The 27000-nt window shown below is 72.2% G+C and carries 26 protein-coding genes; 15 read left to right on the forward strand and 11 right to left on the reverse strand.

All coding sequences use genetic code 11. The annotated features are described in order from the left end of the window. Position 1 precedes the first annotated feature (1 nt). From ACIA3K_RS05860 to ctaD, 5 genes are all read left to right on the forward strand, one after another. On the forward strand, positions 2-985 hold the full coding sequence (locus tag ACIA3K_RS05860) for a glucosyl-3-phosphoglycerate synthase (RefSeq protein WP_396799767.1): 984 nt from the start codon (positions 2-4) through the stop codon (positions 983-985). A 49-nt stretch (positions 986-1034) separates the two neighbouring features. Continuing rightward, complete coding sequence (locus tag ACIA3K_RS05865) at positions 1035-2192, forward strand: glycosyltransferase (RefSeq protein ID WP_396799413.1); 1158 nt, start codon at positions 1035-1037, stop codon at positions 2190-2192. A gap of 85 nt (positions 2193-2277) precedes the next feature. Further along, a complete protein-coding gene (locus ACIA3K_RS05870) occupies positions 2278-2739 on the forward strand; it encodes a DUF4383 domain-containing protein (protein ID WP_396799414.1) in 462 nt (153 codons plus the stop codon). Positions 2740-2832: 93 nt separating this feature from the next. Then, a complete protein-coding gene (locus ACIA3K_RS05875) occupies positions 2833-3561 on the forward strand; it encodes an ATP-binding protein (RefSeq protein WP_396799415.1) in 729 nt (242 codons plus the stop codon). A gap of 124 nt (positions 3562-3685) precedes the next feature. Next, positions 3686-5680 carry a cytochrome c oxidase subunit I gene (ctaD, locus tag ACIA3K_RS05880; RefSeq protein WP_396799416.1) on the forward strand — a complete coding sequence of 665 codons (1995 nt, stop codon included), beginning with the start codon at positions 3686-3688 and terminating at the stop codon, positions 5678-5680. Positions 5681-5746: 66 nt separating this feature from the next. Here the strand turns inward: ctaD and ACIA3K_RS05885 are convergent, their stop codons facing one another. Further along, on the reverse strand, positions 5747-6889 hold the full coding sequence (locus tag ACIA3K_RS05885; RefSeq protein WP_355052419.1) for a SigB/SigF/SigG family RNA polymerase sigma factor: 1143 nt from the start codon (positions 6887-6889) through the stop codon (positions 5747-5749). A 222-nt stretch (positions 6890-7111) separates the two neighbouring features. Further along, positions 7112-8524, reverse strand: a complete 1413-nt coding sequence (locus ACIA3K_RS05890; RefSeq protein ID WP_396799417.1) for a hypothetical protein — start codon at positions 8522-8524, stop codon at positions 7112-7114. A 176-nt stretch (positions 8525-8700) separates the two neighbouring features. On the opposite strand from ACIA3K_RS05890, the gene ACIA3K_RS05895 reads away from it, so the two are divergent. Then, positions 8701-8931, forward strand: coding sequence for a CDGSH iron-sulfur domain-containing protein (locus ACIA3K_RS05895; protein ID WP_396799418.1), 231 nt, complete (start codon positions 8701-8703; stop codon positions 8929-8931). Positions 8932-8961: 30 nt separating this feature from the next. Here the strand turns inward: ACIA3K_RS05895 and ACIA3K_RS05900 are convergent, their stop codons facing one another. Genes ACIA3K_RS05900 through ACIA3K_RS05910 form a run of 3 tightly spaced genes read right to left on the reverse strand, consistent with a single transcriptional unit; the run spans position 8962 to position 12998 of the window. Continuing rightward, positions 8962-10077, reverse strand: a complete 1116-nt coding sequence (locus ACIA3K_RS05900) for an iron-containing redox enzyme family protein (protein ID WP_396799419.1) — start codon at positions 10075-10077, stop codon at positions 8962-8964. Positions 10078-10126: 49 nt separating this feature from the next. Next, positions 10127-11881 carry a thiamine pyrophosphate-binding protein gene (locus ACIA3K_RS05905; RefSeq protein WP_396799420.1) on the reverse strand — a complete coding sequence of 585 codons (1755 nt, stop codon included), beginning with the start codon at positions 11879-11881 and terminating at the stop codon, positions 10127-10129. Then, entirely contained in the window at positions 11874-12998 is a 1125-nt protein-coding gene (locus tag ACIA3K_RS05910; RefSeq protein ID WP_357122008.1) for a Vms1/Ankzf1 family peptidyl-tRNA hydrolase, read from the reverse strand. The genes ACIA3K_RS05905 and ACIA3K_RS05910 overlap by 8 nt, the downstream gene beginning before the upstream one ends. 142 nt (positions 12999-13140) lie before the next feature. Here ACIA3K_RS05910 and ACIA3K_RS05915 point away from each other — a divergent pair, with 142 nt between their 5' ends. Beyond that, entirely contained in the window at positions 13141-13689 is a 549-nt protein-coding gene (locus ACIA3K_RS05915) for a hypothetical protein (RefSeq protein WP_396799768.1), read from the forward strand. Positions 13690-13707: 18 nt separating this feature from the next. Here the strand turns inward: ACIA3K_RS05915 and ACIA3K_RS05920 are convergent, their stop codons facing one another. Beyond that, positions 13708-14046 (reverse strand): DUF3817 domain-containing protein, encoded by a 339-nt coding sequence (locus ACIA3K_RS05920; RefSeq protein WP_396799421.1) that lies wholly within the window; start codon positions 14044-14046, stop codon positions 13708-13710. Positions 14047-14230: 184 nt separating this feature from the next. On the opposite strand from ACIA3K_RS05920, the gene ACIA3K_RS05925 reads away from it, so the two are divergent. Continuing rightward, complete coding sequence (locus ACIA3K_RS05925) at positions 14231-15709, forward strand: glutamate--cysteine ligase (RefSeq protein WP_396799422.1); 1479 nt, start codon at positions 14231-14233, stop codon at positions 15707-15709. Between the two features lie 174 nt (positions 15710-15883). Then, positions 15884-16897 (forward strand): LD-carboxypeptidase, encoded by a 1014-nt coding sequence (locus ACIA3K_RS05930; protein ID WP_396799423.1) that lies wholly within the window; start codon positions 15884-15886, stop codon positions 16895-16897. A 14-nt stretch (positions 16898-16911) separates the two neighbouring features. Here ACIA3K_RS05930 and ACIA3K_RS05935 read toward each other — a convergent pair whose 3' ends face one another. The 3 genes from ACIA3K_RS05935 to ACIA3K_RS05945 all read right to left on the reverse strand — a co-directional run bounded on the left by ACIA3K_RS05935 (position 16912) and on the right by ACIA3K_RS05945 (position 19614). Further along, positions 16912-17298 carry a DUF2267 domain-containing protein gene (locus tag ACIA3K_RS05935; RefSeq protein ID WP_396799424.1) on the reverse strand — a complete coding sequence of 129 codons (387 nt, stop codon included), beginning with the start codon at positions 17296-17298 and terminating at the stop codon, positions 16912-16914. A gap of 167 nt (positions 17299-17465) precedes the next feature. Continuing rightward, positions 17466-18638: a zinc-dependent alcohol dehydrogenase gene (locus tag ACIA3K_RS05940; protein WP_396799425.1), complete on the reverse strand. Its 1173-nt coding sequence runs from the start codon at positions 18636-18638 to the stop codon at positions 17466-17468. A gap of 25 nt (positions 18639-18663) precedes the next feature. After that, entirely contained in the window at positions 18664-19614 is a 951-nt protein-coding gene (locus ACIA3K_RS05945; RefSeq protein ID WP_396799426.1) for an SRPBCC family protein, read from the reverse strand. A gap of 158 nt (positions 19615-19772) precedes the next feature. On the opposite strand from ACIA3K_RS05945, the gene ACIA3K_RS05950 reads away from it, so the two are divergent. Continuing rightward, positions 19773-20366: a hypothetical protein gene (locus tag ACIA3K_RS05950; protein WP_396799427.1), complete on the forward strand. Its 594-nt coding sequence runs from the start codon at positions 19773-19775 to the stop codon at positions 20364-20366. 113 nt (positions 20367-20479) lie between these two features. Beyond that, the gene (locus tag ACIA3K_RS05955; protein WP_396799428.1) at positions 20480-21496 is read left to right on the forward strand and encodes a collagen binding domain-containing protein; all 1017 of its coding nucleotides are present in this window, start codon (positions 20480-20482) and stop codon (positions 21494-21496) included. On the opposite strand, the gene ACIA3K_RS05960 is transcribed toward ACIA3K_RS05955, so the two are convergent. After that, on the reverse strand, positions 21493-21993 hold the full coding sequence (locus ACIA3K_RS05960; protein WP_396799429.1) for a DUF6584 family protein: 501 nt from the start codon (positions 21991-21993) through the stop codon (positions 21493-21495). The two genes, ACIA3K_RS05955 and ACIA3K_RS05960, sit on opposite strands and share 4 nt — an antisense overlap. Positions 21994-22111: 118 nt before the next feature. Here ACIA3K_RS05960 and ACIA3K_RS05965 point away from each other — a divergent pair, with 118 nt between their 5' ends. Together ACIA3K_RS05965 and ACIA3K_RS05970 are read left to right on the forward strand one after the other, a co-directional pair. Next, complete coding sequence (locus ACIA3K_RS05965; protein WP_396799430.1) at positions 22112-22486, forward strand: SCP2 sterol-binding domain-containing protein; 375 nt, start codon at positions 22112-22114, stop codon at positions 22484-22486. Positions 22487-22491: 5 nt separating this feature from the next. Then, positions 22492-24534, forward strand: coding sequence for a glycogen debranching N-terminal domain-containing protein (locus tag ACIA3K_RS05970; RefSeq protein WP_396799769.1), 2043 nt, complete (start codon positions 22492-22494; stop codon positions 24532-24534). On the opposite strand, the gene ACIA3K_RS05975 is transcribed toward ACIA3K_RS05970, so the two are convergent. Further along, positions 24531-25247 carry a helix-turn-helix domain-containing protein gene (locus ACIA3K_RS05975; protein WP_396799770.1) on the reverse strand — a complete coding sequence of 239 codons (717 nt, stop codon included), beginning with the start codon at positions 25245-25247 and terminating at the stop codon, positions 24531-24533. The genes ACIA3K_RS05970 and ACIA3K_RS05975 overlap by 4 nt on opposite strands. 232 nt (positions 25248-25479) lie before the next feature. Between ACIA3K_RS05975 and ACIA3K_RS05980 the strand changes: the two genes are divergently transcribed. Further along, positions 25480-26145: a DUF4097 family beta strand repeat-containing protein gene (locus tag ACIA3K_RS05980; RefSeq protein WP_396799431.1), complete on the forward strand. Its 666-nt coding sequence runs from the start codon at positions 25480-25482 to the stop codon at positions 26143-26145. 28 nt (positions 26146-26173) lie between these two features. Next, the gene (locus ACIA3K_RS05985; protein ID WP_396799432.1) at positions 26174-26992 is read left to right on the forward strand and encodes an alpha/beta fold hydrolase; all 819 of its coding nucleotides are present in this window, start codon (positions 26174-26176) and stop codon (positions 26990-26992) included. The last annotated feature ends 8 nt before the right edge of the window (positions 26993-27000 follow it).

Raw genomic sequence — 27000 nt, forward strand, 5'->3', positions numbered from 1 at the left:
AGTGGAGGCGTGGGCCACGTACCGGACCACGTCGGCGTCGGACTGGCCGGCACGCCGGTTGCTGCGTGCCAAGGGCGCGAGCCGGGTCAGCGTGGTGCTGCCGGCACGCAACGAGGAGGCGACGGTCGGCGCGATCGTGTCGACCATCCGGGAACACCTGATGGATCGGGTCGCGCTCGTCGACGAGCTGATCGTGGTGGATTCACGGTCGACCGACCGCACCGCCCAGGTGGCCCGGGCCGCCGGCGCGGAGGTGGTCAGCCAGGACGCGATGACCCGGGGCCTGCCCCGGCTCACCGGCAAGGGCGACGCGCTCTGGGCGGGGCTGGCCGCCGCCGGGGGTGACGTGGTGGCGTTCATCGACGCCGACCTGCGGGAGTTCCGCCCGCACTTCGTCACCGGCCTGCTCGGGCCGCTGCTCACCGACCCGTCGGTGGACTTCGTGAAGGGCTTCTACCACCGCCCGCTCGTCGGATCCGCCACCGTGGAACAGGACGGCGGCGGGCGGGTGACCGAACTGATGGCCCGACCGCTGCTCAATCTCTTCTGGCCCGAACTGGCCGGTTTCGTGCAGCCGCTCGCCGGTGAGTACGCCGGCCGCCGCGACGTGCTGGCCCGGGTGCCGTTCGTCTCCGGGTACGGCGTGGAGACCGCCATGATGATCGACCTGCTGGACCTGGTCGGTCTGGACGCGCTGGCGCAGGTCGACCTGGGCGAACGCAAGCACCGTCACCAGGACACGGCGGCGCTGGGCCGGATGTCCGCGCAGATCATGCTGACCGCGTGGTCCCGGCTCCAACGACGCGGTTGGGCGACCCCCGGCCTGATGCCGGAGGCGCTGCTGACCCAGTTCCGCCGGGGCGGGTCCGACACCCTGCCCAACCTCGACCGGGAGGTCGTGGTCAGCGACGTGTCCATCGAGGAGCGTCCGCCGCTGGCCGAGCTGCGCCACCGGCTCCCCCGCCGACGGGTGGCGGCCGCGTGAGCGCCCCGGTTCGTCGACCGGCCACCGCCCGGGTACGAAAGGACCCCCGATGAGCCTCACCGTGCTGATGAACGCCGGCCCGTGGCTGTCGGTGCCCCCACCCGGCTACGGGGGCATCGAGAACGTGATCGCGACCCTGGTGCCGGAGCTGCGCCGGCTCGGCGTACGCGTGGTGCTCGCCTCGGTAGAGTCCAGCGCCCTGCCGGTGGACGAGAAGGTGTCGGTCTTCGCCGACGGGCAGTTCGGCGCGCTGCAACGGCCCTACAACCAGGTCTGTGGCATCGCGCAGGCGCACCTCGCCGGGGTGGTCCGCGAGCTGCACTCCCGCGACGACATCGACCTGGTGCACGACCACGTGGAGGCGGTCGGGCTGGCCACGCTCACCGCGATGGGACCGTCCGGGCCGCCGGTGCTGCACACCCTGCACTGGGACCTGGCCAAGCACCCCGCGCTCTACGGCACTCTCGACGGCGGCGACCGGGTCCGGGTCAACGGCGTCTCGGCGTCGCAGTTGGCTCGGGCGCCGCTGGCGCTGCGGGAGCACTCGGTGGGTCACGTGCACCTGTCCACCCCGCTGGCCGTGGACGCCGACCGTCGACCCGGTCCGCCCAAGGGCGACCACCTGCTCATCCTCGGTCGGATCAACCCGGGCAAGGGGCAGGACGTCGGCGCGCGGCTCGCGCGGCGGATCGGCGTACCGCTGGTGCTGGCCGGTCCCGTGGGGCCGTACCACCGCCCGGCCGATCTGGCCGCGGCGGGCGACGAGGCCCGGCAGAACCCGGACGTACGGTTCTTCCTCGACGAGGTGGCGCCGCACGTCGACGGCGACCTGGTCCGCTGGGTCGGCACCGTGGCCGGGCAGGAGCGCGACGACCTGCTGGCCAGCGCTCGCGCCTCGCTGTTCCCGCTGCGCTGGGAGGAGCCGGGGGGCACGGCCGTGGTCGAGTCGCTGGCCCTGGGTACGCCGGTGGTGGCCACCTCCCGGGGCTGCCTGCCCGAGTTGATCGAGCACGGACGTACCGGCCTGCTCACCGACGAGGAGGACGAGCTGGCCGACCTGGTGCTGGCCGCGGACCTACTCGAGCCGCACGAGTGCCGCCGGGTCGCGGCACAGCGGTTCACGCCCGCGGTGATGGCCCAGCGCTACGTCGAGCTGTACCAGCGGGTCCGCGAGCTGGCGAGCGCGCCCCGCCTGCAACCGGTCTGAGCCGCACGGTCGCCGCCGGCGCGTTTGCCCCCGGCGGCGACGGGTAGGCGCACTCGTACGCCTGCCGCGCAGCGAGGAGCCGGTGATGGTCGGACCGATGGCGCACTCCCGGGCCCGGGCCAACCCGGCCGACGGCAAGCCGCCGGTACGCCGCGCGGCCAGCACCGCGTCCGTCGTGTTCCTGCTGATCGGTGTGCTCGGCTTCGTCCCCGGGATCACCAGCGGTACGCAGAACCTGCGCTTCGCGGGGCACACCTCGGGCGCGTTCCTGTTCGGCGCCTTCCAGGTGTCGGTGCTGCACAACCTCGTACACCTGCTGTTCGGGGTCGTCGGCCTGGCGCTGGCGCGGACGGTCGGCGGCGCGCGGACCTTCCTGGTCGGCGGCGGCGCGGTCTACCTGGTGCTCTGGCTCTACGGACTGGCGGTGGACCACGACACCGGCGCGAACGTCCTGCCGGTCAACGCCGCCGACGGTTGGCTGCACCTCGGCCTGGGTCTCGGTCTGATCGCGCTGGGTCTGCTGACCGCGCGGCTCCGGCGACCGTGAGCCCCGTCGCCCTGGCCGATCGGTCCGGTTTGCTGGGGCGGAACCTCGGGTAGTGGGCAGATCCCGACCCACAAGCGAATCGAGGGCGCCCCGATGGCCAGCCGGATCACCTGCGAGGTGCGCGACACGGCACCGGTGGCGGTCGTCCGGCTCACCGGCGCCCTGGACCTGGGCACCATGCGGTCGGTGCACCAGGCGCTGGATGGCGCGTTGGCGGCCCAGCCGGAGGCGCTGGTGGTCGACCTCGCCCACGTGATCGTGCGGGACCGGTTGGCGCTGTCGGTCTTCGCGGCGACGGCCCGGCGTGCCGAGGAGTGGCCGGCCGTGCCGGTGGTGCTCTGCGCCCCGCCGCCGGCCGCCGCCCGGTGGCTGGCCGAGTCGACGACGTGCCGGGTGGTTCCGGTCTCGCAGGACTGCGCGGAGGCGACGAGGGTGGCCGGCGCGCAGGGAGCACTGCGGATCCGCGCCCGGTTGGAGCCGGTGGCGGAGGCATGCCGGCGAGCCCGGGAGCTGGTCGGCGAAGCGTGCGCCCGGTGGAACCTGCCCGACGCGGCCGGCCCGGCGGCTCTCGTGCTCACCGAACTGGTCGGCAACGTCGTCCGGCACGTGGGCACCCCCATGCAGGTGACCGTGACGCTGCGGCGGCCGTACCTGCACCTGGCCGTGGTGGACGGCAGCCCGGCGGCGGCCCAACCCGCCAGCCTGGACCTGCGGGCCGAGGGTGGCCGGGGGCTGCTGCTGGTCCGCGAGCTGGCGCAGCGGTGGGGCAGCGTGCCGGCGGGTCAGGGCAAGGCCGTCTGGGCGATGCTGCCGGCGACCTGAGGCTGCGGGGCACTTCGACCGGTACCAGCGATCTGACCGAATTCACCGCTTAAGCCTGGTTACATGGTGCAAGGGTCGGGTAGGCACGCCCGTCCTTTCTGCCGTCACGACGGGGTGAGCAGCCATGCCCAAGCGGGTAACCACGGAACCCGTTCGCGATCGGGGCCCGGCGATCCTGGCACCGGCCCGCTTCGGGGGCTTTCCCGGGGCACTGCGGACGCCGGTCCCCGGCAACTCCCTGATCAAGTTCCTCGCCACCACCGACCACAAGCAGATCGGTGTGCTGTACCTGCTGACCTCCTTCGGGTTCTTCCTGGTGGCGGGCCTACAGGCGATGCTCATGCGCGCCGAGCTGGCCCGGCCGGGCCTGCAGTTCCTCTCCTCCGAGCAGTACAACCAGCTCTTCACCTCACACGGCGCGGTGATGCTGCTGCTGTTCGCCACGCCCGCCGCCTTCGGATTCGCCAATTTCATCGTGCCGATCCAGATCGGCGCGCCGGACGTGTCGTTCCCCCGGCTCAACGCGCTGGCGTACTGGCTGTACCTGTTCGGCGGCCTCATGGTGATCGGCGGTTTCATCACGCCGGGCGGCTCGGCGGACTTCGGCTGGACCGCGTACAGCCCGCTGAGCGACGTCGACCACAGCCCCGGCGTGGGCGCGAACATGTGGGTGCTCGGCCTGGTCGTCTCCGGCCTGGGCACCATCCTCGGCGCGGTCAACCTGATCACCACGATCCTGACCCTGCGCGCGCCCGGCATGACCATGTTCCGGATGCCGATCTTCACCTGGAACATGCTGTTCACCAGCGTGCTGGTGATCCTCGTGTTCCCGCTGCTGGCCGCCGCGCTGCTGGCGCTCTCGGCCGACCGGCTGCTCAACGCGCACGTGTACGACCCCGCCACCGGCGGGCCGATGCTCTGGCAGCACCTGTTCTGGTTCTTCGGGCACCCCGAGGTCTACATCATCGCGCTGCCGTTCTTCGGCATCATCACCGAGATCATCCCGGTGTTCTCCCGCAAGCCGCTGTTCGGCTACACCGGGATCGTGCTCGCCACCATCGCCATCACCGTGCTGTCCATGACGGTGTGGGCGCACCACATGTTCGCCACCGGGCAGGTGCTGCTGCCGTTCTTCAGCATCCTGAGCTACCTGATCGCGGTGCCCACCGGAGTGAAGTTCTTCAACTGGATCGGCACCATGTGGAAGGGGCAGCTCACCTTCGAGACGCCGATGCTGTTCGCCATCGGCTTCCTGGTGACGTTCCTTCTCGGCGGCCTGACCGGGGTGCTGCTGGCCAGCCCGCCCGCGGACTTCCACACCCACGACAGCTACTTCGTGGTGGCGCACTTCCACTACGTCGTGTTCGGCACGGTGGTCTTCGCGCTCTTCGGCGGCTACTACTTCTGGTGGCCGAAGATGACCGGGCGGCTGCTCGACGAGCGGCTCGGCAAGGCCCACTTCTGGACGATGTTCATCGGCTTCCACGGCACCTTCCTGGTGCACCACTGGCTGGGCGCCGAGGGCATGCCCCGCCGGTACGCCGACTACCTGCCCACCGACGGCTTCACCACGCTGAACACCATCTCCAGCATCTTCGCGTTCATCCTCGGCCTGTCCACGCTCTTCTTCATCTACAACGCCTGGAAGTCCTGGCGGTACGGGGCGATGGTCACGGTGGACGACCCCTGGGGCTTCGGCAACTCGCTGGAGTGGGCGACCACCTGCCCGCCGCCGCTGCGCAACTTCGACAAGATGCCCCGCATCCGCTCCGAGCGGCCGGCGTTCGACCTGAAGTACGGCCCACTCGTCGCCGACCTGGGCCGGGACCTGCCGCAGCGCACCACGAAGCCGCCCCAGCAGTTCGGCGACGAGATACACCTCGAACACCACGCGCCGGAGTCGCCCGCCCCCGAGGGCGCGCACGGCGCCCCGGAGGCGGCGCGCTACCACCCGGCGCCCGAGTCCGGCGCCCGCCCGGTGGACGTGCCGGTGCCCGAGGGCGTACGGCGGCCCAGCTTCGAGCAGAGCGACGCGCCGCAGGACGCGCAGGACGCGCCGAAGCCGCACGAACGCTGGCGGCACCCGCACAGCGACGGCGGTGAGACCGAGGACCGCTGAGAGTCGGTACGCGCCAAGGGGCCCGACACCTCCTCCGGTGTCGGGCCCCTTGCGGTCGTCGGCGGATCAGTCCCGGGCGGGCGGGAGCCCGGCGGCGGTGAGCGAGCGGCGCACCGCCGGCTGCACCCGGGTCAGCCGCAACGGCACGCCGGTACGCTCGGCTGCCTCCCGCCCCGCCACCAGCGCGGCGATCCCGCCGGCGTCGAACCCGCCCGCCCCGACCAGGTCGACGACGACCTCGCTCGGCTGGCCGGTGACGGCCTCCAACATCGCGCGGCGTAGCTGGTCCGCGCCGTCGCGGTCGACCTCGCCGCCGACCTCGACGACCACCCGGTCACCGTTCTGCCGTACGGAGATGCGGGTCTTGCCCGGATCCGGTTCGGCGGCGCCGTTCTGCCAGGGCGGTGGGGCGTCGGCGAGCATGGCCTGCCGCAGCCAGGTCAGCGCCCGCGACAGCAGGCGGGACACGTGCATCTGCGAGATGCCGAACCGGGCGGCGATCTCCGCCTGGGTCTGGTTGCCGTAGAAGCGCATGGCGAGGATGCGGCGCTCACGCCAGGGCAGCCGGTGCAGCAGACCGCTCACCGTCACCCGGTCGTCGACCGATTCGAGGGCGTTGTCCGACTCGCCGACCAGGTCGCCGAACTCCGCGGAGCTCTCTCCGCCGACCGGCGCGTTCAGCGACGCCGGACTGTAGCCGGCCGCCGACTCCAACGCCGCGAGGATCTCCTCCTCCGGCGTCTCCAGCCGGGCCGACAGCTCGGCCACCGACGGCGCGCGGGACAACTCGCTGGTCAGCGCGGCGGTGGCCTGCCCCACCTCGAGGATCAGATCACGCAGCCGCCGGGGCACGTGCACGCCCCAGGTACGGTCCCGGAAGTGGCGCTTGATCTCGCCCACGATGGTGATCGCCGCGTACGCCGTGAACGAACCCCGCTCCGGGTCGTACCGGTCGACGGCGTTGACCAGCCCCAGGCGGGCCACCTGCTCCAGATCCTCCAGCGGTTCGCCCCGCCCCCGGTAACGACGGGCCAGCCGGCCGGCGAACGGCAGCGCGAAGCGGACCAGGTCGTCCCGCGCCTCCTGTCGCCGCTCCGGCGGCAGCCCTTCGATCCGGGCCGCGTACGCCAGCGCCGCCGCGTCGAGGTCCTCCAGACCACGCTCGGTGGGTGGTGGTGTGGTCGTGGTCGTGCTCGTCTGTCCGAACATCCGCGCCTCCCTCAGGAAGGTCCCCCGCCCGGATCGGGAAACCGGTCGTGCGCGTGGTCGAGCCACGCACCGGGCCGGAAAGTGGGTCAGTGACTGGGATGCCAGCGGGCGACAACATCTCTACGCAGCGCGATCAGGTCGTCGCAGCCAGCGATGTTCCCGCTCCGTAGGTACTCAATCACGGGACCCCGGGTTCGCGAGGAAGTTTCGGCGTCCTCCCCTTCAGGAGACGAGCAACCCCTGGTGGCCGCCGGTGTCACGGAGCACCGAGAGGGCCTCTGCGACCCCCAGCGGGGGCGGGACGGGCAGGTCGTACGGCTGGGCGCGCATGACCTCGGTGGCCCGGCGCGTCGGCACGGACGTCACCGGATAGCCCCGCGCGGAGGTCCGGTCCAGCGCCCGGCGTCGTCGGCCGAAGCCCGCCACCGCCAACCACTGCGGGAGCCCGGCCAGGGCGGGCGAGCGCATGCCGGGCGGCTCGGGCAGGACGTCCACCGAGCTGAACTCCTCGCTGCCAGCCAGCCACCACTCGGCCTCGTCCACGCTGCGGCGGGTGGCGTTCTCGCACCAGTACGGCACCAGCCCCGCCCGCACCACCTGCCACGGATCGAGCAGCCGACCGCATTCCACCACCAACCGGTCACCGGTCTTGCCGGCGGCCCGCAACCAGCGCCGGTAGAGGTCGGCCACTGCGGCGCTCAACGCTCCCGGCCGGGGCACCAGCACCCGGTGCAGCGGGCGCCCGTGACGGCCCGCGAAGTCCCGGGCGGCGAGCTCGAATCCGGGGTCCATGCCGTACTCGGCGTCGCCCGACGGCACCGACACCTCCGGCGGTGCCCACCGGGCGGCGTCGCCGCCCACCGCCCGCAGGACCTGCCGCAGGGCGTGGCTGTCGGGGTGGAAGTCCACCGGGTCCAGTCCGCTCGCCGGGCAGCCGACCTGGAAGCTGTGCCCGGGCCCGCGTTCCAGCACCGGCCACGTGCGCGCGTCCCGCACCAGCAGCACCGGGGCGTCGGCGCTCAGCCGGTCGGTCAGGAACTGCGCGTACGCGGCCGGCAGCGACCTCCAGCGGGCGGCCAGCGACACGGTGACGCCGGTGAGGGTTCCCCGGCTGGCCGGGCAGTGCACCTGGCGCAGGTGCACGTCGGGGTTGCCGCCGACCAGCCGCTCGGCGAGCGCGCCCCCGTGCGCCAGCGCCTCCCGGGGACGGTCCACGGCCCCGTCGCTCCAGTGCACGGTCATCTCGAAGCCGGCGGGTAGCCACGGCACGCCGAGGGCGACCGCCAGGTGGGCGACCGCGCCGTGCGGCGACCCGATGAGCACCCCCGGGTAGCTGCCGCGCGGGTACTGGTCGACGAACCAGCGTGCCACCCGGGCCGCGTCCACCTCAGCGATCTGGTCGACGGTGAGGGCGACCCGCCCGGCGGCCCGGGTCGCCGCGGCCCGCCGTACCGGCTCGGGCGCCGTCGGGAACCGCGAGATCGGCCCGGTGTGCCCGAGGTCGGCGCAGTCCGCGCCCCGCAGCGCCCGGGCGGTGGCGGCGACCAGCACCCGGGCGGCGCTGCCCTGGGCCACGACCCGGTCGCCGGCCAGACCGGCACCCTCGGCCGTGAGCCCCTTGTGCACCTTGTGCACCGGCCCCACCTTGCCTCGTTCGCTCACCACGCGGCCCGGCTTCCCGTCCCGATGGGGTTCAAACGGGGCATCACCCACCCGGCGGTCACAATCCGCTGGTCAGCGGGGTGCGCCGGTCATCACCGGCGATCGGCCGCGCAGGTTTCACCGGGGCTGGGGCGGGCACATCGGGGCCCATGCGCACCGACGACACCAGCGAGCCCGCCGCCGCCACGATCACCCCGTACGAGGACGGTCCACTGCTCGTCCGCGGCGACTTCGCCCTGGTGACCCCCGATGGCGAGCGGATCGACGCCCGCCGGGGCACGGTGGCGCTGTGCCGCTGCGGCAAGTCGGCGCTCAAGCCGTTCTGCGACGGCACCCACAAGATGGTCAACTTCCGGGCGGGCACCACCCGCGAGGGCTGAACCGGACCCGGCGGACCCGGTGAGGTCGGATCAGACGAGCGCGATAGGTGCCAGCGGAGCCACGGGGGTCACCGCAGCCCCTGGGGTCGACCCGACGAGCGGGACGGTCGGCGGCGGGATGGGTGGGGCGGGTGCTCGCAGCGAGCTGCGGCCGGCCGCCCAACTGTCCAACAGGTGCGCCGCGAAGAGCCGGTCCACCGCGAGCGCCGCCGCCGCGCCGAAGAGCACGTCCGGGGCGAGCGCCGGCTCGGTCCGGACCAGGCCGCCGCACAGGTCGTGCGCGGCGATCTGCTCGTGCACCGCGTCCGCCTCCACGTGCTCGTCGTAGAAGCGGGTCGCCACCTCGTCGAAGCCGAGGCGGCGCAGCCCGTTGCCGTAGCGGCGGTTCGGCAGGGACGAGGTCATCTCGAAGGCCGCCAGGTGCCCGAGCAGCGCCCCGCGCAGCCGTCGGTGCAGCCCGAACAGGGACATCAGGTTGTTGGTCGCCAGCGTCACGGCGGGCACCACGTCCAGGTGAGCGCCGTAGCCGGTGTCCAGGCCCAGCCGGTCGAGGGTGCGCCGGAACAGCTCGGCGTGCATCCGGTCCAGCCGCCCGTTGCCGTACTCGTCGGTCTGGATCTCCACGAGAGCGGCCTTGGCGGGACCGCCCAGGCGCGGCAACGCCCAGCTGTGCGGGTCCGCCTCGCGCAGGTGGTAGACCGAGCGGTGGGCGACGAACTCGCGGAACTGGGTGAGGTCGGCACGACGTTGGAGCGCGGCGGCCAGCGACGGCCCGTCGTCGGCCGCGACCAGCTCGGCCAGCCCGGCCGCGACGCCGTCCGCCGGCACCGCCGGTACGTCGGCCAGCCGGCGCAGCGCCACCTCGAAGGGGCGTTCGGCTCGGGCCCGCAGGGCCAGCAGGGTGGGCTGCCACTCCCAGCCCTCGTCGACGCCCTGCCAGCCCCGGTAGTGCAGCTCGTAGCAGAGGAACAGGGTCAGTTGCAGGTCCTCGTCGGTCAGCGGGTCCGCCGGGTCGAGGTCGACGCCGAGGTACGCCGGCAGGTCGTACGGCGCGCGGCGCAGCGCTTCGGTCACCGCCGCCGACAGCGGGCCGCGCGGCTGCGGCAGGGGCGCGGGACCATAGCGGCGGTCGGCGGGCTCCGGCATGGGACCTCCAGGGTCGTCGGGCCGCTACTGATGCCCTGGTCGGATGTGCCTAAACGAGATCCTCGACGGCCACGGCCTGCTCCACCTGCTCGCGGACTCGCCGAGCCGGCTCCCCCTCGTCGTACAGGCCACGCAGGTCGGCGAAGGCCGGTTCCGGGGGCGCCAACGAGACCGTCGCGTCTACCACGGCCTCCAGGACGCAGGGCCGGTCCGCGGCGAGCGCCTCGTCCCAGGCCGCGCCGACCAACTCCGGACGGTCCACCCGGACGCCGTGCAGCCCGAGCAGCCGGGCCCAGCCCGCGTACGGGACGTCGGGGCGGCGGACCATCGGGTCCCCGGACGACTCCCGTCCACCGCCCATGCCGTTGTGGTCGCGGTTGTTGAGCACGAGCACCACCAACCGTGGGTCGGCCCAGTCCTGCCAGTGGTGCGACACCGTGATCATCTCGGCGAGGCCGTTGAGTTGCATGGCACCGTCGCCGAGCAGCGCGACCACCGGCGCGTCGGGGGCCGCGAGCTTGGCGGCCACCGCGTACGGCAGGGCGCAGCCCATCGAACCGAGGGTGCCGCAGAGTTGCGCGTTCACCCCGGGCGGCAGGACGAGATGCCGGGCGTACCAGTAGAGGACCGAGCCGACGTCGACCGCCACCGACCCGGCGTGCGGCACCCGCGTGGACAGTTCCTGGAGGACGAGCTGCGGGTTGATCGGTTCGGCCGGCGCGGCGGCCCGGTCGGCGGCGGTCGCTCGCCAGCGGTCGACGGTGCTCTCCACCGTCGCGCGCCACTGTTGGTGCGGCCGGGCGGGCACCCGCTCCAGCAGTGCCCGCAGCGTCTCGGTGGCGTCACCGACCAGCGGGACGTCGGCCGGGTAGCGGCTGCCGATGCGGGTGCCGTCGATGTCGATCTGCACGGTGCGGGCCTGGTCGGGCATCGGGAAGTAGTCGGTCCACGGGTCGTTCGTGCCGACCAGCAGCAGCGTGTCACAGCCGCCCATCAGCTCGGCGGCGGCCGGTGTGCCGACCTCCCCGAGCACTCCGGCGTGAAAGGGCAGGCGCTCGTCCAGGATCGGCTTGCCCAGCAGGGACGTCGCCACCCCGGCGCCGAGGCGGTCGGCCAGCTCGACGATCTCGGCGGCGGCGCCCCGACCACCCTGGCCGACCAGGATCGCGGTGCGCTGGCCGTTGCCGAGCACCTGCGCGGCGGCGTCGAGGTCCACCTCGTGCGGCAGCACCCGGGCCAGCGGCTCACCGGGGGTCGCCGTGATCACGCCCGCCGCGTGCGTCCCCAGGTCCGGCACCAGGGCCTCCTGGAGGTACCGCGGCAGCACCACGCACGTCGGGCTCCGCGTCGCCGCCGCGGTGCGGAACGCCTGGTCCAGGAGCACGGGTACGGACGCGGGGCTGCGGCCGTACCGGACGAACTGGTTGCACACGTCGCCGAAGAGCCGGCTCAACCCGATCTGCTGGTGCGCGCCGCCCAGCGGCCCGGTGACGTCCTCGCCGACGATCGCCACGACCGGCTTGCTGTCGAGCTTGGCGTCGTACAGGCCGTTGAGCAGTTGGACCGCGCTCGGTCCCTGGGTGGCGAGGCAGACCCCGATGCCGCCGGTGAACTTGGCGTGCCCGGTGGCCATGAACGAGGCGGTCTCCTCGTGCCGGGCCGGGATGAACGCCGGGTCGCCCCCGGCGTCCTCCAGCGCCTCGACCAGCGGGGCGATCGCCGCTCCGGGGTAGCCGAAGGCGCGCGGCACCCGCCAGGCCCGCATCCGCTCGACCACCAGGTCCGCGACCCGGCGCTCAGCCATTGCCGCGTCCAGGGGTGCCTTCGTCGACGTAGCGCAGGACCGCGCCGACGCCGTCGGTGAGCTGCGGCGCCTCGTCCGCGCCGAGCACCGTCAACGCCGCGTCGGTGCCCACCAGGGCCCGGACCAGCGCCGCGTCGGCGCGGACCCGCTGCGGGTCGCCGACCGACATCGCGCTCAACTGGGACGGGTCGACGGCGATCTCGGTGGGCTCGGGGCCGATCCACAGCTCGCCGTTGGCCGACGGGTCGTCGACGATGAGCATCGTGTCGACCTGGTTGCGTTGCAGGGCCGACACGACCGCGTCGAGTCCCGCGCCGACGTCCTCCTGCACGCCGAACTTGTCCAGCGCGGCGGTGATCCGCTGGTCGGCGACCTCGGCGATGGTCTGCACCGTGAGGTCGTCCAGCATGCTCTGGTCGGCGCCGCCGGCCCGCGAGCCCGCGTCGGTACGGACGACCAGGTCCTGCCAGCGCGGCGGCATCTGCGCGGCGATCATCCCGGTGGCCCGGACGTCACCGGCCACCACCACGACGTCCGCGCCGACGCGGTCGGCCAGCTCCACGGTCGCGGCGGTGACGTCGCCGGCGTTCTGGTGCCACGCCTCCATGGCGGCCCGCTGGTAGCGCGACTGCGACCACCCGCCGGGCTGGACCCGACGCAGCGGGAAGCTCTCCCGGCCGGCGACGTGCGCTCGCCGGGGTACGCCGCCCGCGCTGACCGCGACGGCGTCGCCTCCGGTACGGTCGGCGACCACCCGGACCCACGCCACCTGTTCGCCGCGTTGGGCGAGCAGCGGCATGACGTGCGGCAACGGCCCGAAACTCGCCAGGTCGCGCAGCGGCGGCGCGGACAGGTACTCGGAGAGCACCACCCGACCGTGGCTGGCGAAGACCGCCAGGCCGTAGTCCCCGACCATCGGGTCGTGACCTCGGATCACCCGGTCCAGCGCGGCGACGCTCGCCTCGTCCGCCCCCTGTTCGGCCAGGCGGCGTTCCAGGGCGCGCCAGCGCAGGTCCAGCGCGGGGTGGGCGTCCTCGGTGTCCGCTGAGGCGTCCAGGTACACCGAGCACCACGGCCCGGGTCGGTCGTAGAGCGGGCGCAGGAAGGACAGCTGCATGCTCGACCCCTTTCCAGCTCGACCGCCCGCTTACCCCCGTCGCCCGGGATGTCACCTCGCGGGCGTGAGCCCGTGACCAGGTTTCATTCACGTCGTTCAACCGAGGACATCGATACGATCAGTGAACACAAGCGGACTCTCGGTGGTGGACATGGACAGCGGACTCGATACCCGGCGGATCGTGCACCCGACGGAGCGGATCGTCACGGGACGGCTGATCCGCCTGCTGGACGGCTACACCCGTGAGGTCCGCGTCGGCCAACCGGTGCTGGTCGCGGTGCTCGCCGCTGCCGCGTTCGCCCGGCTGCCGGCCCTGCTGCTGCGCGCGCTGTTCTCCTTCGGCGGCGGTGGCGCCCGCCGGCGCTGGAAGGAGCTGAAGCAGGGCCCGGAGTACCTGGTCACCCCGGTGCGCCTGCGGAACACCGCCGGTCAGCTCTGCGAGGTCGAGCTGCACGGGCATCTGCCGCAGAGCGCCCTGCACCCGGCCGACCAGGTGCAGCTCACCCTGCGCCCGCAGCGCGACCCGGAGCTGCCGCCGCGGATCGAGCGCATCGTCAACCTGACCACCGGGCAGTTGCTCACCCCGCGTACCGCGACCCTCTGGTCACACCTGGGACCGCCGCTGCTGTTGCAGGCGATGATCGGCGCTCTGCTGTTGGCCGGCGTCGTGGCCTGTTCCGCGCTGACCTGAGCGCTCGGCCGGGGCCGGTCAGCCGACTGGGGCGGGCTCGCGGGTCGGCTGCCGGTCGCCGCCGAGCATGCCCCGGCGGTGTGCCCAGCGTTCGAAGATCACGGTGGCGAACGGCGGCACGGCGCACGCCAACGCCACCAGGGTCACCGGCAGGCTCCAGCGGCGCAGCCGCGCCACCGCGAGCACCAGCAACCCGTACGCGATGAACAGGCCGCCGTGGATCGGACCGAAGATCTTGACGCCCAGCTCGTTGCCGGGCGGACCGTACTTGACGGCCATCCCGACCAGCAGGGCCAGCCAGGAGCAGGCCTCGGCGATCGCCGCCGCGACGAACAGCCGGGTCACCTTCTCGCGCATCCGGACGCCACCACCTCTCGGGCGGTAATGCTAGCGGTGCCGGCCGTTCGCGCCCTCGCCGACCACACAGCGTGCGACAGGGGTCACTGGGCTCACCACTGGGTAGGAAAGAACCCTCGGGTCTTCCCCGCCCGCACGGCCGCGTGCGAGGTTAGGGGGGACCAGCGGTGACAGGGCGGTGACCATGGGCGAGGATGTCGGCGTACGGACCTTCAGTCGGGAGGATCGGGCCCGCTACCGGGAAAAGGTGCGGAGCTGCCTCGATGTCTTCGCCGAGATGCTGCGGGAGTCGCGGTTCGACATCGACCGGCCGATGACAGGGCTGGAGATCGAGCTGAACCTCGTGGACGAGGCGTCGAATCCGGCCATGCGCAACGCCGACGTGTTGGCGGCCATCGAGGATCCGAGCTTCCAGACGGAGCTGGGCCAGTTCAACATCGAGATCAACGTGCCACCGCGCCGGCTGACCGGCACGGGAACCCTGGACTTCGAGGAGGACGTGCGGGCCAGCCTCAACGCCGCCGAGGAGAAGGCCCGTACGGTCGGCGCGCACATGGTCATGATCGGCATCCTGCCGACGCTGCGTCCCGAGCACCTCACCGCCGAGACGCTGTCGGCCAACCCGCGCTACAAGCTGCTCAACGAGCAGATCTTCGCGGCGCGCGGCGAGGACCTGCCGATCGCCATCTCCGGGGTGGAGCGTCTGGCGGTCACCGCCGACACGATCACCCCGGAGGCGGCCTGCACCAGCACCCAGTTCCACCTCCAGGTCAGCCCGGCGCAGTTCGCCGACTACTGGAACGCCGCCCAGGTGGTCGCCGGCATCCAGGTGGCCCTCGGGGCGAACGCGCCGCTGCTGTTCGGTCGGGAGCTGTGGCGCGAGACCCGCATCCCGCTCTTCCAGCAGGCCACCGACACCCGGCCGGAAGAGATAAAAGCCCAGGGGGTACGCCCCAGAGTCTGGTTCGGCGAACGCTGGATCACCAGTGTCTTCGACCTGTTCGAGGAGAACGTCCGCTACTTCCCGGCGCTGCTGCCGGTGTGCGACCCGCAGGACCCGGCGCAGACCCTGGCGGCCGGCGAGGTGCCGAACCTCGCCGAGCTGCGGCTGCACAACGGCACGATCTACCGCTGGAACCGTCCGGTGTACGACGTGTCGCGCGGCCGGCCGCACCTGCGCGTGGAGAACCGGGTGCTGCCGGCTGGGCCGACCGTGCTGGACACCATCGCCAACGGCGCGTTCTACTTCGGACTGGTCCGCGCCCTGGCCGAGTCGGACCGGCCCCTGTGGTCACAGATGTCGTTCAGCGCCGCCGAGGAGAACTTCACCAGTTGTGCCCGGCACGGCATCGACGCGCAGGTCTTCTGGCCCGGCCTCGGCTACCTGCCGGTCACCGAGCTGGTACTGCGCCGGCTGCTGCCGATGGCGCACCACGGCCTGGACCGGTGGGGCCTCGACCCGACCGAGCGGGACCGCCTGCTGGGCGTGATCGAGCAGCGCTGCCTGACCAACCGCAACGGCGCGACCTGGCAGGTGGCGACGCTGCACCGGCTGGAGTCCACCGATCACCTGGACCGGCCGGAGGCGCTGCGCGAGGTGGTGCGGCACTACGTGGAGCTGATGCACAGCAACCGTCCGGTGCACGAGTGGCCGATTCCCTGACGACCCTGGCGTCCTTTGTGGACCCCCCATGACATCGACCATCGTCATAGGCTGTAGCGGCTCGGACGTCGCACGTCGATGACGATGGAGGCAACTGTGGCCGATCCCGGCGCGGATCCCGTCCCGACCCGCACATCCGCTCGGCCGCCCCTGTCGCGTCGTCGCGTGCTGGGCATGGGAACGGCAGCCGCCGGCGCGGTGACGCTCGCCGGCCATGCGGACGCCGCATCCGCGCACACCGCGCCCGAGCCGAAGACGCGACGGGCGCTGCGGGCGCCGGCGCTGGCGCCCGGGGACCGGGTCCGGGTCGTGTCTCCCGGAGGCACTCCCAACCCGACGAACATGGCGCGCGGCATCGAGATCCTGCGGAGCTGGGGTCTGGAGGTGGAGCTGGGCGAGCATGTCTACGCGAAGTACGGCTACATGGCCGGCACCGACGCGCAGCGACTGGCCGACCTGAACGCCGCGCTCAACGACCCTGGCGTACGCGCCGTCTTCGCCGCCCGTGGCGGTTACGGCACGCAGCGGATCGTCGATGAGATCGACGTGTCCGGCCTGCGCCGCGACCCCCGGGTGGTCGTGGGCTTCAGTGACATCACCAGCATCCACGGCCGACTCTGGCGCGAGACCGGGCTGATCACCTTCTACGGTCCGATGGTCAACTGGAGCGACAGCCGCACCGGCCCCGAGTCGGCAGAGGCGTTGCGGAGCGCGGTGATGACCACCGCGCCCGTCACGATCACCAGGGACCCAGCCGAGACGGCCGCCCCGGTGGTGGTGCCGGGGCTCGCGTCGGGCCCGCTGCTCGGCGGGACCCTGACGATGCTCTCCACGTCGCTCGGCGCGGCGGACTCGCCGCGGTTCGACGACGCGATCCTGTTCTTCGAGGACGTGGACGAGGCTCCGTACAGCATCGACCGGATGGTGACCGAGCTGCGCCGGGTGGGCGTGCTGTCCCGGGTTGCCGGGGTGGTCATCGGTCAGATCACCAACAGCGTCGGCGGCGCTGGCGACTGGGACGCGGCGGCGGTGCTCAAGGACCGCCTGTACGACCTGGGCGTGCCCGTCCTGGGCGGGCTCCGCCTGGGGCACGGCCCCGGGCAGCTCACCGTCCCGCTCGGTGCGCCCGCCACCATCGACGCCGAGGCGGGGACCCTGACCGTGGAGGCCGGGGTCCGCGCCCGTTGAGAGCGTGACCGCGCTCAGCCGCGTGGGGTGGGGACACCGAAGAGGTCGGTGATGCCGCCGGGCAACTGGGCCAGCAGGTCGTGCCGGTCGTCGTCGTCGAGCGCCTCGGCGACGGTGTTCAGCACCACCTGGGCGTGTTGACGCACCTGGTCCGCGTTCGACACCTGCTCACGGTCGCCGACCTTCTTCAGGAACTCCTCGACGTCCCACCGGCGTCCCTGCGGGTTGCGGGTGACGGACCCGTTCAGCCGATCGGGCAACTGTGCCGCCAGGTTGTCGGCCTCCTGTCCGGCGAGCCGCTCGCCGAGCACCGACAGGACGGCCTGCACCGAGCGAACGGCCTCGTTCTCCCCGAGCCCTCCGCGCTGTCGTACGGTCGCGATCATCTGCTCGTACTCCATGATCCGCTCCCTCCCGTCTCCGGAACGAACGAGCCGCGTTCCCGAGCCCACAGACCACAAACGCGCCACCCCCCTCGCGCCGATCTTGCGGTTTCGGTTGTCGACATGGGGTGGTATGCCCCTTGTGTCGCCGCAGAAAGTGCAAGATCGCGGGAGCTGGGCGGCGGTCAGACCTTGAGGAGCACCTTGGTGCAGTCGTCCTGCTTCTTCTGGAAGATCTTGTAGCCCTTGGGGGCGTCGCGCAGCGGCATGCGGTGGCTGACGATGAAGCTGGGGTCGATCTCGCCGCGCTGGATGCGCTCCAGCAGCGGGCGGGTGTAACGCTGCACATGGCACTGGCCGGTCCGCATGATCAGTGACCGGTTCATGAACGCGCCCATCGGGAACTTGTCGACGAAACCGCCGTACGCGCCGACGACCGACACGACTCCCCCGGATCGGCACGCCAGGATCGCCTCCCGCAACGCGAACGGCCGTTCCGTCTCGGTCCGGGTGGCCTGTTTGGCCCGGTCGTACGCGTACATGGCGGAGTTGCCGTGGTGGCCCTCCAGGCCGACCGCGTCGATGCACGCGTCCGGGCCCCGACCGGCGGTCATCTCGTTGAGGGTGTCCAGTACGTCGACGTCCTCGTAGTTGATCGTCTCGGCGTCGGCGTGCTCGGCGGCGAGCCGCAGCCGATACGGGAACCGGTCGATGACGATCACCCGCTCCGCGCCGAGCAGCCGGGCGCTGGCCGCGGCGAGCAGCCCTACCGGTCCCGCGCCCCAGATCGCGATGACCTGCCCGGGCTTGATGTCGCACATCTCGGCGCCCATGTAGCCGGTCGGGAAGACGTCGGCGAGCAGGACGGCCTGGTCGTCGGGGATCTCGTCGGGCACCTTGAGCGGGCCGACATCGGCGAACGGCACCCGCGCGTACTCGGCCTGGCCGCCCGCGTACCCGCCGAGCAGGTGGGAGTAGCCGAAGATGCCGGCCGGCGAGTGGCCCATGACCTTCTCGGCGATGCCGGCGTTGGGGTTGGAGTTCTCACACACCGAGTAGAGGCCGCGCTGACAGGAGGAGCAGTGCCCGCACGCGATCGGGAACGGCACCACCACCCGGTCGCCGGGCTTGAGGTTGCGGACCTGCGGCCCGACCTCCACCACCTCGCCCATGAACTCGTGGCCGAGGATGTCGCCCTTGCGCATAGCGGGGATGTAGCCGTGGTAGAGGTGCAGGTCGGAGCCGCAGATCGCGGTGGTGCTGACCCGCACGATGGCGTCCCGGGCATTCATGATCGTCGGATCGGGCACGTCGATCACCTTGACGGTGTCGGTGCCCATCCAGGCGGTGGCCTTCATTTCGCGTTCCCTTCGGATCCGGTGGTCAGCGACGGGACGCCGGCAGCGGCTGCGCGGGCCGCTGCATCGCCTGCTGGCGTACGGAGATGCCGTTCGGGCTGCCCTCGGAGCGGACCACCTCGCCGGCCTCCAGCACCTGCTTGAACCGGCGCAGGTCGTCGCGGACCTGCTGCTCGGGCTCCTCGCCGAAGAGCTTCGCCACGGCCCGGCCGAGCGCGCCCGCCGGTGGCGCGTAGCGCAGTTGCACCCGGACCTCGGTGCCGCGGTCGCCCGGAGCGGGTACGAACGCGACCCGACCGGCGTTCGCCACCCGGCTGCCGGGCAGCGACCGCCAGGTGATCGACCTGTTCGGCTGATCGTCGATGATCTCGGCGTCCCACTCGACGCGGCGACCGGCCGGCCCACGGGCGACCCAGTGCGAGAGGCGCAGGTCGTCGGCGCGTACCGACTCCAGGTGCGCCATGAACCGGGGCAGGTTCTCCATGTCACGCCAGAACCGGTACGCCTCGGCGGGCGAACGGTTGACCGTCACCGCGATCTCCATCCGGATCATCCGCGCCCGGGCCCGGCGGGCACGCCCGGCGGCGATCGCGGTGGCGACGTCCAGGGCGGTGACGCCGGCGATCGCGGCCGTGGTCAGGGCCAGGCGACGGCGTCGCTCACCCCGCCGGTCGGCCATCGCCCGGCCCAGCAGGGTCAGGTCGAGGGCGTCACCGGCGACCCGGGTCCACGCCCAGCCGGCCGGGCGGCGGCCGGCGAGCAGACCGACGGCGTGGATCACCTCCCGCGTTCCGACGGCGGGGATCACGGCCTGCGCGGCAGGTGAGTCGTCGACGCCGGTCAGGCGGGCCAGGGTCCGGGGCGCGGCCAGTGCGCCCACGCCCAGGGCCAGGCTCAGCAGACCCAGCGCCCGCGTCGCCGCGGTCGGCACCGGGCCGTCCAGCGCTGGCAGGAGCATGTTGTCGACCCGGTCCATGAGCCGGTCCCCTCCGGTCGGCGCGAGCGCCGGGGGCTACCGGCGCGGGCGGCCGTGAGCCGCCACCGTGACGCTATGCGCTGGATCCGCCTCATGCGCCCGAATTGAGGGAGAACACCGATCACGACCTTGTTGATGATCGCCACTATCTTGTAATCGTGAAGATGGATGGCGCATACGAGGTTCGACAGAGCCGCATCCTGACCGGGCTCACGCTGGCGCTGTACAGCGCTCTGCCGATGACGGCCGTGGTGATCGGCCTACAGGACCTGTCCGAGCGCTACATGTTCTTCATCATCGGGCTGGGGTTCGAGGCGACCATGCTCGCCCTGATGCGGGGCCGCGTCGGCCGCGCGGTCCGGCAGGAGTTGCTCTTCGCCGTTGACGAGCAGGGCGTCTACCTGGGCCCGGACGAGTACGGCCGGCCCGCGATGCGCGAACCGTGGTCCCAGATCGACTTCATCGTCCACTTCAAGGGCAGCATCTGGAAGACCAGCACCCGACCAAATCCGAACCGTAACGTCGGTATCGCCCGTGGTGGCAGAATCATCACCTCGCGAGCAACGGGCGGCTGGCGCTTCAGCGTCAGGCGAGCCGCCGCGGCCGCCGACCGCTTCGGCGGCGGAAAGCCGGTCCTCAGGGGACCGTATTTCGATCAGGTGCCGCGCGAGTGGTTCCACACCCTCACCTTGCCGCCGGCATGGCTTGCCACCCATGCCGCACCGGGCGGCGTGTCCGGAACGAAACGCTGATCAGCCGCTAGCCGGCGCGCCTTCAGTCGGCATCACGACATTGACCGATTTGGATCAGCAACGCTCCGTTACCGTCGGCGAACCCCCGTTCCGTCGCCGCGAGGAGCACGCCTGTGAGCCCTACCCTCCTGCGCAGACTGACCACCACCATCACCGTCGCGGTGCTCGTCGTGGAGGCCGCCGCGCCGGCTCTGGCGCGTACCCCCGAAACCGCGCCACCCGCGCCCGGCAGCGTCCGCGGCGTGGTCCGCGACGCCGCCACGGGCGCTCCGGTGACCCGGGCCTGCGCCACGCTCGTCCCGGTGGACGCCGCGGCGCTGGCGGCGGTCACGATCGGCGAGGACCAACTCGGTCGGTACGCCGGCTGCTCCGACGAGCAGGGCACGCTCGTCGCCGAGGGGGTGGCTCCCGGGGAGTACCGGCTGCTCGTGCGCCCCTACGACACAGCGGCGCACGGCTGGCAGTGGGTGGGCCGCCACGGCGGCACGGGTGAGCGCGAACGCGCCCGGGTGGTCCGGGTCTCCGCCGGCGCGGTGACCGACGTGCCGACCATCCGGCTCGACCCACCGGGCACCATCACCGGCGTGGTGACCGACGCGGCGACGGGCGCTCCGGTCTTTCGCGCGCTGGCCATGGTGGTGCCGTACGTGCCGCATCCGAAGTACGACGACCACGGCCCGACCACCGACGAGGAGGGCCGCTACACGATCACCGGCCTCGGGCCGTACCACTGGCCCGTGCAGTTCGCCGCGAACGGGCATGCGACCGTGTGGTCCGGTGGGGTCGGCACCCGGGCGCAGGCGCGCGGCGTGCGGGTGCGTGCGCACCAGACGGTGACCCTCGACCAGGCGCTACCCGCCGGCACGCTTGTCAGCGGGGCGGTGCGGGTCGACGAGCTGCTCACCTACGCCCAGGTGATCGCGTTCGACGCGACGACCGGGGACCTGGCCGGCGTGGCGGACGTGGGCGACGCGTACGCCCTGCGGCTGCTCCCCGGGCAGCGGGTGAAGCTGCGCTGCGACTGCGCGTACACCCAGCCGGTGTGGCACCGCGACGCGGCAAGCTTCGACGCCGCGACTCCCCTGCGGGTCCGGCGAACGCCGGTCGCGGTCGACTTCGACCTCGGCTAGAACACCCACCGGAGCACGGTGACCAGGCCGACGACGCACAGCGCCACCAGCACCACGCCGATCACCGCCGCCACCAGGCAGCCCAACCCGTCCTGCCACGAACTCGGCTCCTCGGGACGTGGCCCGTCATCGGTCCAGGTGACGGGCCCGTACCGGCCGGCCTGCTCCAGCAGTCGCGCGAAGCGCGCGCCCGCCACCGGCCCGAGTCTGGCGCTGGGGTCGGCGGTCACCCGCAACGCCCGCAGCCGCCGCCAGGCGTTCCCGTAGGCCCGCTCGAACGCGGCGACCTCCCGCGCGTCGGTGTCCTCGCCGAGGAAACCCCACCGCCCCGCCTCGATCACGTTGCCCACCTGCCGGTAGAGCGCGGCACGCCGCGCCCGCACCTGCAGGTCGTCGGGGTACGCGGCGGTCAGGCTCGCCAGGCGTTGCATCGCGGGGTGCACGTGCCCGCGCTCCAGATCCGCCGCCACCTTCGCCAGCACCTGTTCCTTCGCCACGGCGGACATTCTGAGCGGTACGCCTGCCACGGCGACAGTTCATTTCCGTCGGACGGGCGTTAGCAACGGGCCGCAGCGGGTAGCCGTCGTCCGCTCTTTTCCAGGCCGGGGAGGTGGGATGACGACGGCGACCAGCGGGTTCTTTCAGCGGCTGGCCGCCGCGTGCCAGGATCCGCGGTTCAGCAAGGTGTGCGGGAGCGTGCGCTTCGACATCGCCGACGGGGACGACCTGGAGCAGTGGCTCCTGGTCATCGACCACGGCAAGCTACAGGTGTCGCAGAGCGGAGACCCGGCCGACACCGTCATCAGGGTGCCGGCACAGGTGGCCGAGTCGATGGCGCGCGGCGAGGTGAACGGACTGGCGGCGATCGAGCGCGGCGAGATCCTGGTCGACGGCGACCTCGCCCTGGCGTTGCGCATCGGGCGACTGTTTCCCCGCGGGGCCGATGGTGGCGCGGAAGCCGACCAGCCGACGACGACCAGTGCGCCGTGAGGGACATCCCGGGCACGGTGTCGTGCATCGACGGCAACACCTTCATCGTGTCGGACGCCAGTGGCGACGTGGAGTCGTCGCCCGCCACGCCGGTGGGGCTGTTCGCCAACGACACGCGCTATCTGTCCCGCTGGGTGCTCACCGTCAATGGCGAGCGGTTGGCCGCCCTGTCGGTGGACGACAGCCAGTATTACGAGGTCACGTTCTTCGTGGTGCCGGGCGGGGCCGTCGACTACGTGGAGGCGGACGTGTCCGCGATCCGGCGGCGACGCATCGGCCCGGACCTGACCGAGACGCTGACGATCTTCAACTACGGCCAGGGAGTGGTGGACCTCGACGTACGGCTGGAGGTCGAGGCCGACTTCGCCGACATCTTCGAGATCAAGTTCGACATCCAGGACAAGGCGGGCAGCTACTACACCGACGTCGAGCCGAACGAGCTGCGGGTGGGCTACCGGCGTGGGACGTACCGGCGCGAGGTCGTCGTGTCGACGAGCGAGTCGGCCACCATCGACGCGCGCGGCCTGCGGTACGCCGTGCGACTGCGACCCGGAGAGCAGTGGGACACCCGGTTGCAGGTGGTCATGCGGGCGCTGCGACCGGACGGCGTCGACCTGCGCGCCGCCCTGCGCGCTCTACGCCCGGACGAGTCGACGCTGCCGGACAGCGTGCGCGAGTGGGTGGCGCAGGCGCCGACGCTGGACACCGAGAGCGCCACGCTCCAACAGGTCTACCACCGCAGCCTGGTGGACCTCGCGGCGCTGCGCTTCGCGCCGCTGTCGCTCAGCGGAGCTGCCGTACCCGCGGCCGGACTTCCCTGGTTCATGACCCTGTTCGGCCGCGACAGCCTGCTGACCTGCCTACAGACGCTGGCCGTCACGCCGTCGCTGGCCCCGCCGACACTGCGGATCCTCGCCTCGCTCCAGGGTGCCCGGACCGACGACGTGCTGGAGGAGGATCCCGGCCGGATCCTGCACGAGCTGCGCTACGGGGAGTCGGCCGCGTTCGAGGAGCAGCCGCACTCCCCCTACTACGGCACCGTCGACGCGTCGCCCCTGTTCGTGGTGCTGCTCGACGAGTACGAACGGTGGAGCGGCGACACCGGCTTGGTGATGGAGTTGGAGCAGGAGGCTCGCGCGGCCCTGGACTGGATCGACCGGTACGCGGACCTGACGTCCACCGGCTACATCTGGTACCAGCGGCGCAACCGGGCCACCGGCCTGGACAACCAGTGCTGGAAGGACTCCTGGGACAGCATCTCCTACGCCGACGGCCGGTTGCCGGGGTTCCCGAGGGCGACGTGTGAGGTCCAGGGGTACGCCTACGACGCCAAGCTTCGCGGGGCTCGACTCGCGCGTACGTTCTGGGGCGACCGCGACTACGCCGAGCGGCTGGAACGCGAGGCGGCGGCGCTGTACGAGCGCTTCAACCGGGACTTCTGGCTCGAGGACCGCGGCTACTACGCCCTCGCGCTCGACCACGACGGCACTCCCGTGGACAGCCTCTCCTCGAACATCGGCCACCTGCTTTGGAGTGGCATCGTGGCGCCCGACCGGGCCGCGCGGGTCGTCGAGCACCTGATGGGTCCGGCGCTCTTCTCCGGCTGGGGCGTACGGACCTTCGCCTCCGGGCAGAGCCGCTACAACCCGCTCGGCTACCACAACGGCACCGTCTGGCCGTTCGACAACTCGTTCATCGCGTGGGGTCTGCGCCGTTACGGGTTCCTCAGCGAGGCGGGCCGCATCGCCGAGGGGATCCTGTCCGCCGCGACCTACTTCCAGGGGCGGCTGCCCGAGGCGTTCGGAGGCTTCGACCGCAGCACCACCCGGTACCCGGTCCGGTATCCCACCGCCGGCAGCCCGCAGGCGTGGTCCAGCGGTGCGCCGATGCTGCTGCTGCGCACCCTGCTCGGCCTCGACCCGCACGAGGACCACCTGGCCGTGAATCCCGCGCTGCCGTCCGCCTTCGACCGGATCGCGCTGCTGGACATTCCAGGACGCTGGGGGCGCGTCGACGCGTACGCCCGGCACCGCCCGGACCGGAACTAATCTCCGGCCCGGGAGTGCAGGACGGCGCGGGCCTGTTCGGCGGCGCGGGTGGTGCTCTCGCTCATGAAGTCGAGGAAGCGGGCGACGTTCTCCAGGCGGGCAGCGGCGGGGGTGTGCGGGCCGAGGACGGCGACGCCCTGGCGTGCCGTCGCGACGAGTTGGTCGTTCGCGCGGGCGCTGGCGATCGTCGCCTGGTAGAAGAGTTCGGTGTCGACGACGTAGCGGTCGCGGCGGCGCTCGTCGCGCTCCCGCCGCACGAGACTCTGACTCTCCAGGAAGCTGATGGCCTTGGAGATGGAGGCCGGGCTGACGTGCAGGCGCTGGGCCAGCTCCGCCGCGGTGAGGCTGCCCGTGTCGGTGGTGAACAGGCAGGTCAGCACCCGGGCCCCCATCTTGTTCAGGCCGGATGCCATGAGGACGGTGGTGAACGTTTCCTCGTACTCGGCGACGGCCTCGGCGTCGCGACCGTGCGGCTGCGGGATCGACTCGCCGGTCCGGGTGGCGGTGGGCACGCGGCGGCGGGCGCGGCGTTCGGTGGCGCGGTGGGCGAGGTCGGCCCGGTAGGCGTTCGGACCGCCGTTGCGCAGCACCTCACGGGTGACGGTCGAGGTCGGACGGTCGAGGCGTCGGGCGATCTCGGCGTACGGGAGGCTGTCGGCCAGCCCGGACGCGATCTGCTGGCGGTCCTGCTGGGTGAGCCTGCCTCCCGGCACGGTGATCTCCTCGGTGGTCGTCCACAACGGCACTGCCACCATAGCGTTCACCGACAGTCTATTGCAATGACGGCAATGGCGAGCGTTGCTTTATCGGCAAAGCGATTGCAACGTTTACAACGCTTCTAGCTGCTGTTATCGGCTAAATACGCAACAGCTCTGTTGCCACCAGCTGGAAAGCAACGTAGCGTTTCCGATGTAAGAAACACCGGAACAAGCATCGGAGAACGCCGTGCAGACCTTCGCCACTCCCGCCCCCATCGCCGCCGTCCTGGACATCCCCGCCGGACGCGTCCAGCTCATCGCCGCCGACCGTGCGGACACCACCGTCGAGGTCCGGCCCGCCGACGCCGGCCGCAGCCGCGACACCCGGGCCGCCGAGCAGACCACCATCGCGTACGCCGACGGTGTCCTGCGGGTCACGACCGCGTCCCCCGACAACCAGCTACTGGGCCCCACCGGCTCGGTGGAGGTCACCGTCCAACTGCCCGCCGACTCCCGCGTCGAGGTCCGGGCCGCCAGCGCCGAGCTGCGCGGCGTCGGACGCCTCGGTGACGTCACCGTGGACGGCGCGTACCGCCACATCAAGGTCGACGAGGCGGCGAGCATGCGCCTCACCGCCGTCGACGGCACCGTCGAAGTCGGCCGGCTCAACGGGCCCGCCGAGATCAGCACCACGCGGGGCGACATTCGCGTCGCGCAGGCGACGCGGGGCCGGCTCGTGCTGCGTACCCAGTCCGGCGACATCTCGGTCGCCGCCGCCACCGGCGTCTCGGCCGCCCTGGACGCCGGCACCGGCCACGGGCGCATCAGCAACGCCCTGGTCAACCACGGCAGCGCCGACCTCGACATCCATGCCACCACCTCGCTCGGCGACATCAGCGCCCGCAGCCTCTGAACCCCAACCCCTTTCAAGGAGTACGACAATGACGACCAACAACCCCTCTCCGACCCGTTCGCCGTGGACCGGCATGGTGCCGGTCGACGACACCGCCCTTGCCGTCACCGACACCGGCGGCGCGGGCGTCCCGGTGGTCTTCCTCAACGGCCAGTTCGCCACCCAGGGGTACTGGCGGCGCGTCACCACCGACCTGGGCACCCGATGGCGGCACATCACCTACGACGAGCGGGCCCGCGGCAGAAGGTCGGGACGCTCGGCGGACTACTCCTTCGCGGCGGCCGTTCGGGACGTCGACGCCGTTCTCGCCGCCCGAGGCGTCCAGCGGGCGGTGCTCGTCGGCTGGTCGTACGGGGCCGTCGTCGGCGCCCACTGGGCCCACCGCAACCCGGACCGCACGATCGGCGCGGTGCTGGTCGACGGCGCGTTCCCGCACGACTGGCTCGACGACGCCATGGAGCAGCGGATCCGCACGCTGTTCCGGCGCCTGGGCTGGTTCACGCCGCTGCTGCGGCCGACCGGCCTGACCCCGCGCATGAGCGCCGCCCAGCAGGCGGAGAGCAACATCGAGCTGGGCCGGCTCTCCCGGGAACGCGAACTGGGTCCGGTGCTGGACGGCATCACCGTTCCGGTGCGGTACGTGGTCGCCTCGGGAACGTCCCTCGGCAGCAAGGGTGACGAGCAGGAACGCATCCGCGCCAGCCTCGACGCGGTGACCGCCCGCAACCCGAACATCCGAGTCCACGCGAAGGTCGCCAGCAACCACGGCGCGATCCTGAAGAAGGACTTCGCGGCCGTCGCCCAGGCCGTACGCGAGGTCGCCGCCCTCGACAGCGAGCACCGCTGACACACCGA

This window comes from Micromonospora sp. NPDC051543 (assembly GCF_044454415.1).
Classification (GTDB): domain Bacteria; phylum Actinomycetota; class Actinomycetes; order Mycobacteriales; family Micromonosporaceae; genus Micromonospora.

Excerpts from the sequence above, each read along its gene's own strand:
- ACIA3K_RS05905 (WP_396799420.1), bottom strand. The coding sequence starts at position 11,881 with ATGGCTGAGCGCCGGGTCGCGGACCTGGTGGTCGAGCGGATGCGGGCC.
- ACIA3K_RS05895 (WP_396799418.1), top strand. The coding sequence starts at position 8,701 with ATGCGCACCGACGACACCAGCGAGCCCGCCGCCGCCACGATCACCCCG.
- ACIA3K_RS05910 (WP_357122008.1), bottom strand. The coding sequence starts at position 12,998 with ATGCAGCTGTCCTTCCTGCGCCCGCTCTACGACCGACCCGGGCCGTGG.
- ACIA3K_RS05985 (WP_396799432.1), top strand. The coding sequence starts at position 26,174 with ATGACGACCAACAACCCCTCTCCGACCCGTTCGCCGTGGACCGGCATG.
- ACIA3K_RS05885 (WP_355052419.1), bottom strand. The coding sequence starts at position 6,889 with ATGTTCGGACAGACGAGCACGACCACGACCACACCACCACCCACCGAG.
- ACIA3K_RS05930 (WP_396799423.1), top strand. The coding sequence starts at position 15,884 with ATGGGAACGGCAGCCGCCGGCGCGGTGACGCTCGCCGGCCATGCGGAC.
- ACIA3K_RS05940 (WP_396799425.1), bottom strand. The coding sequence starts at position 18,638 with ATGAAGGCCACCGCCTGGATGGGCACCGACACCGTCAAGGTGATCGAC.
- ACIA3K_RS05900 (WP_396799419.1), bottom strand. The coding sequence starts at position 10,077 with ATGCCGGAGCCCGCCGACCGCCGCTATGGTCCCGCGCCCCTGCCGCAG.
- ACIA3K_RS05920 (WP_396799421.1), bottom strand. The coding sequence starts at position 14,046 with ATGCGCGAGAAGGTGACCCGGCTGTTCGTCGCGGCGGCGATCGCCGAG.
- ctaD (WP_396799416.1), top strand. The coding sequence starts at position 3,686 with ATGCCCAAGCGGGTAACCACGGAACCCGTTCGCGATCGGGGCCCGGCG.
- ACIA3K_RS05925 (WP_396799422.1), top strand. The coding sequence starts at position 14,231 with ATGGGCGAGGATGTCGGCGTACGGACCTTCAGTCGGGAGGATCGGGCC.
- ACIA3K_RS05935 (WP_396799424.1), bottom strand. The coding sequence starts at position 17,298 with ATGGAGTACGAGCAGATGATCGCGACCGTACGACAGCGCGGAGGGCTC.
- ACIA3K_RS05870 (WP_396799414.1), top strand. The coding sequence starts at position 2,278 with ATGGTCGGACCGATGGCGCACTCCCGGGCCCGGGCCAACCCGGCCGAC.
- ACIA3K_RS05945 (WP_396799426.1), bottom strand. The coding sequence starts at position 19,614 with ATGGACCGGGTCGACAACATGCTCCTGCCAGCGCTGGACGGCCCGGTG.
- ACIA3K_RS05865 (WP_396799413.1), top strand. The coding sequence starts at position 1,035 with ATGAGCCTCACCGTGCTGATGAACGCCGGCCCGTGGCTGTCGGTGCCC.
- ACIA3K_RS05965 (WP_396799430.1), top strand. The coding sequence starts at position 22,112 with ATGACGACGGCGACCAGCGGGTTCTTTCAGCGGCTGGCCGCCGCGTGC.
- ACIA3K_RS05875 (WP_396799415.1), top strand. The coding sequence starts at position 2,833 with ATGGCCAGCCGGATCACCTGCGAGGTGCGCGACACGGCACCGGTGGCG.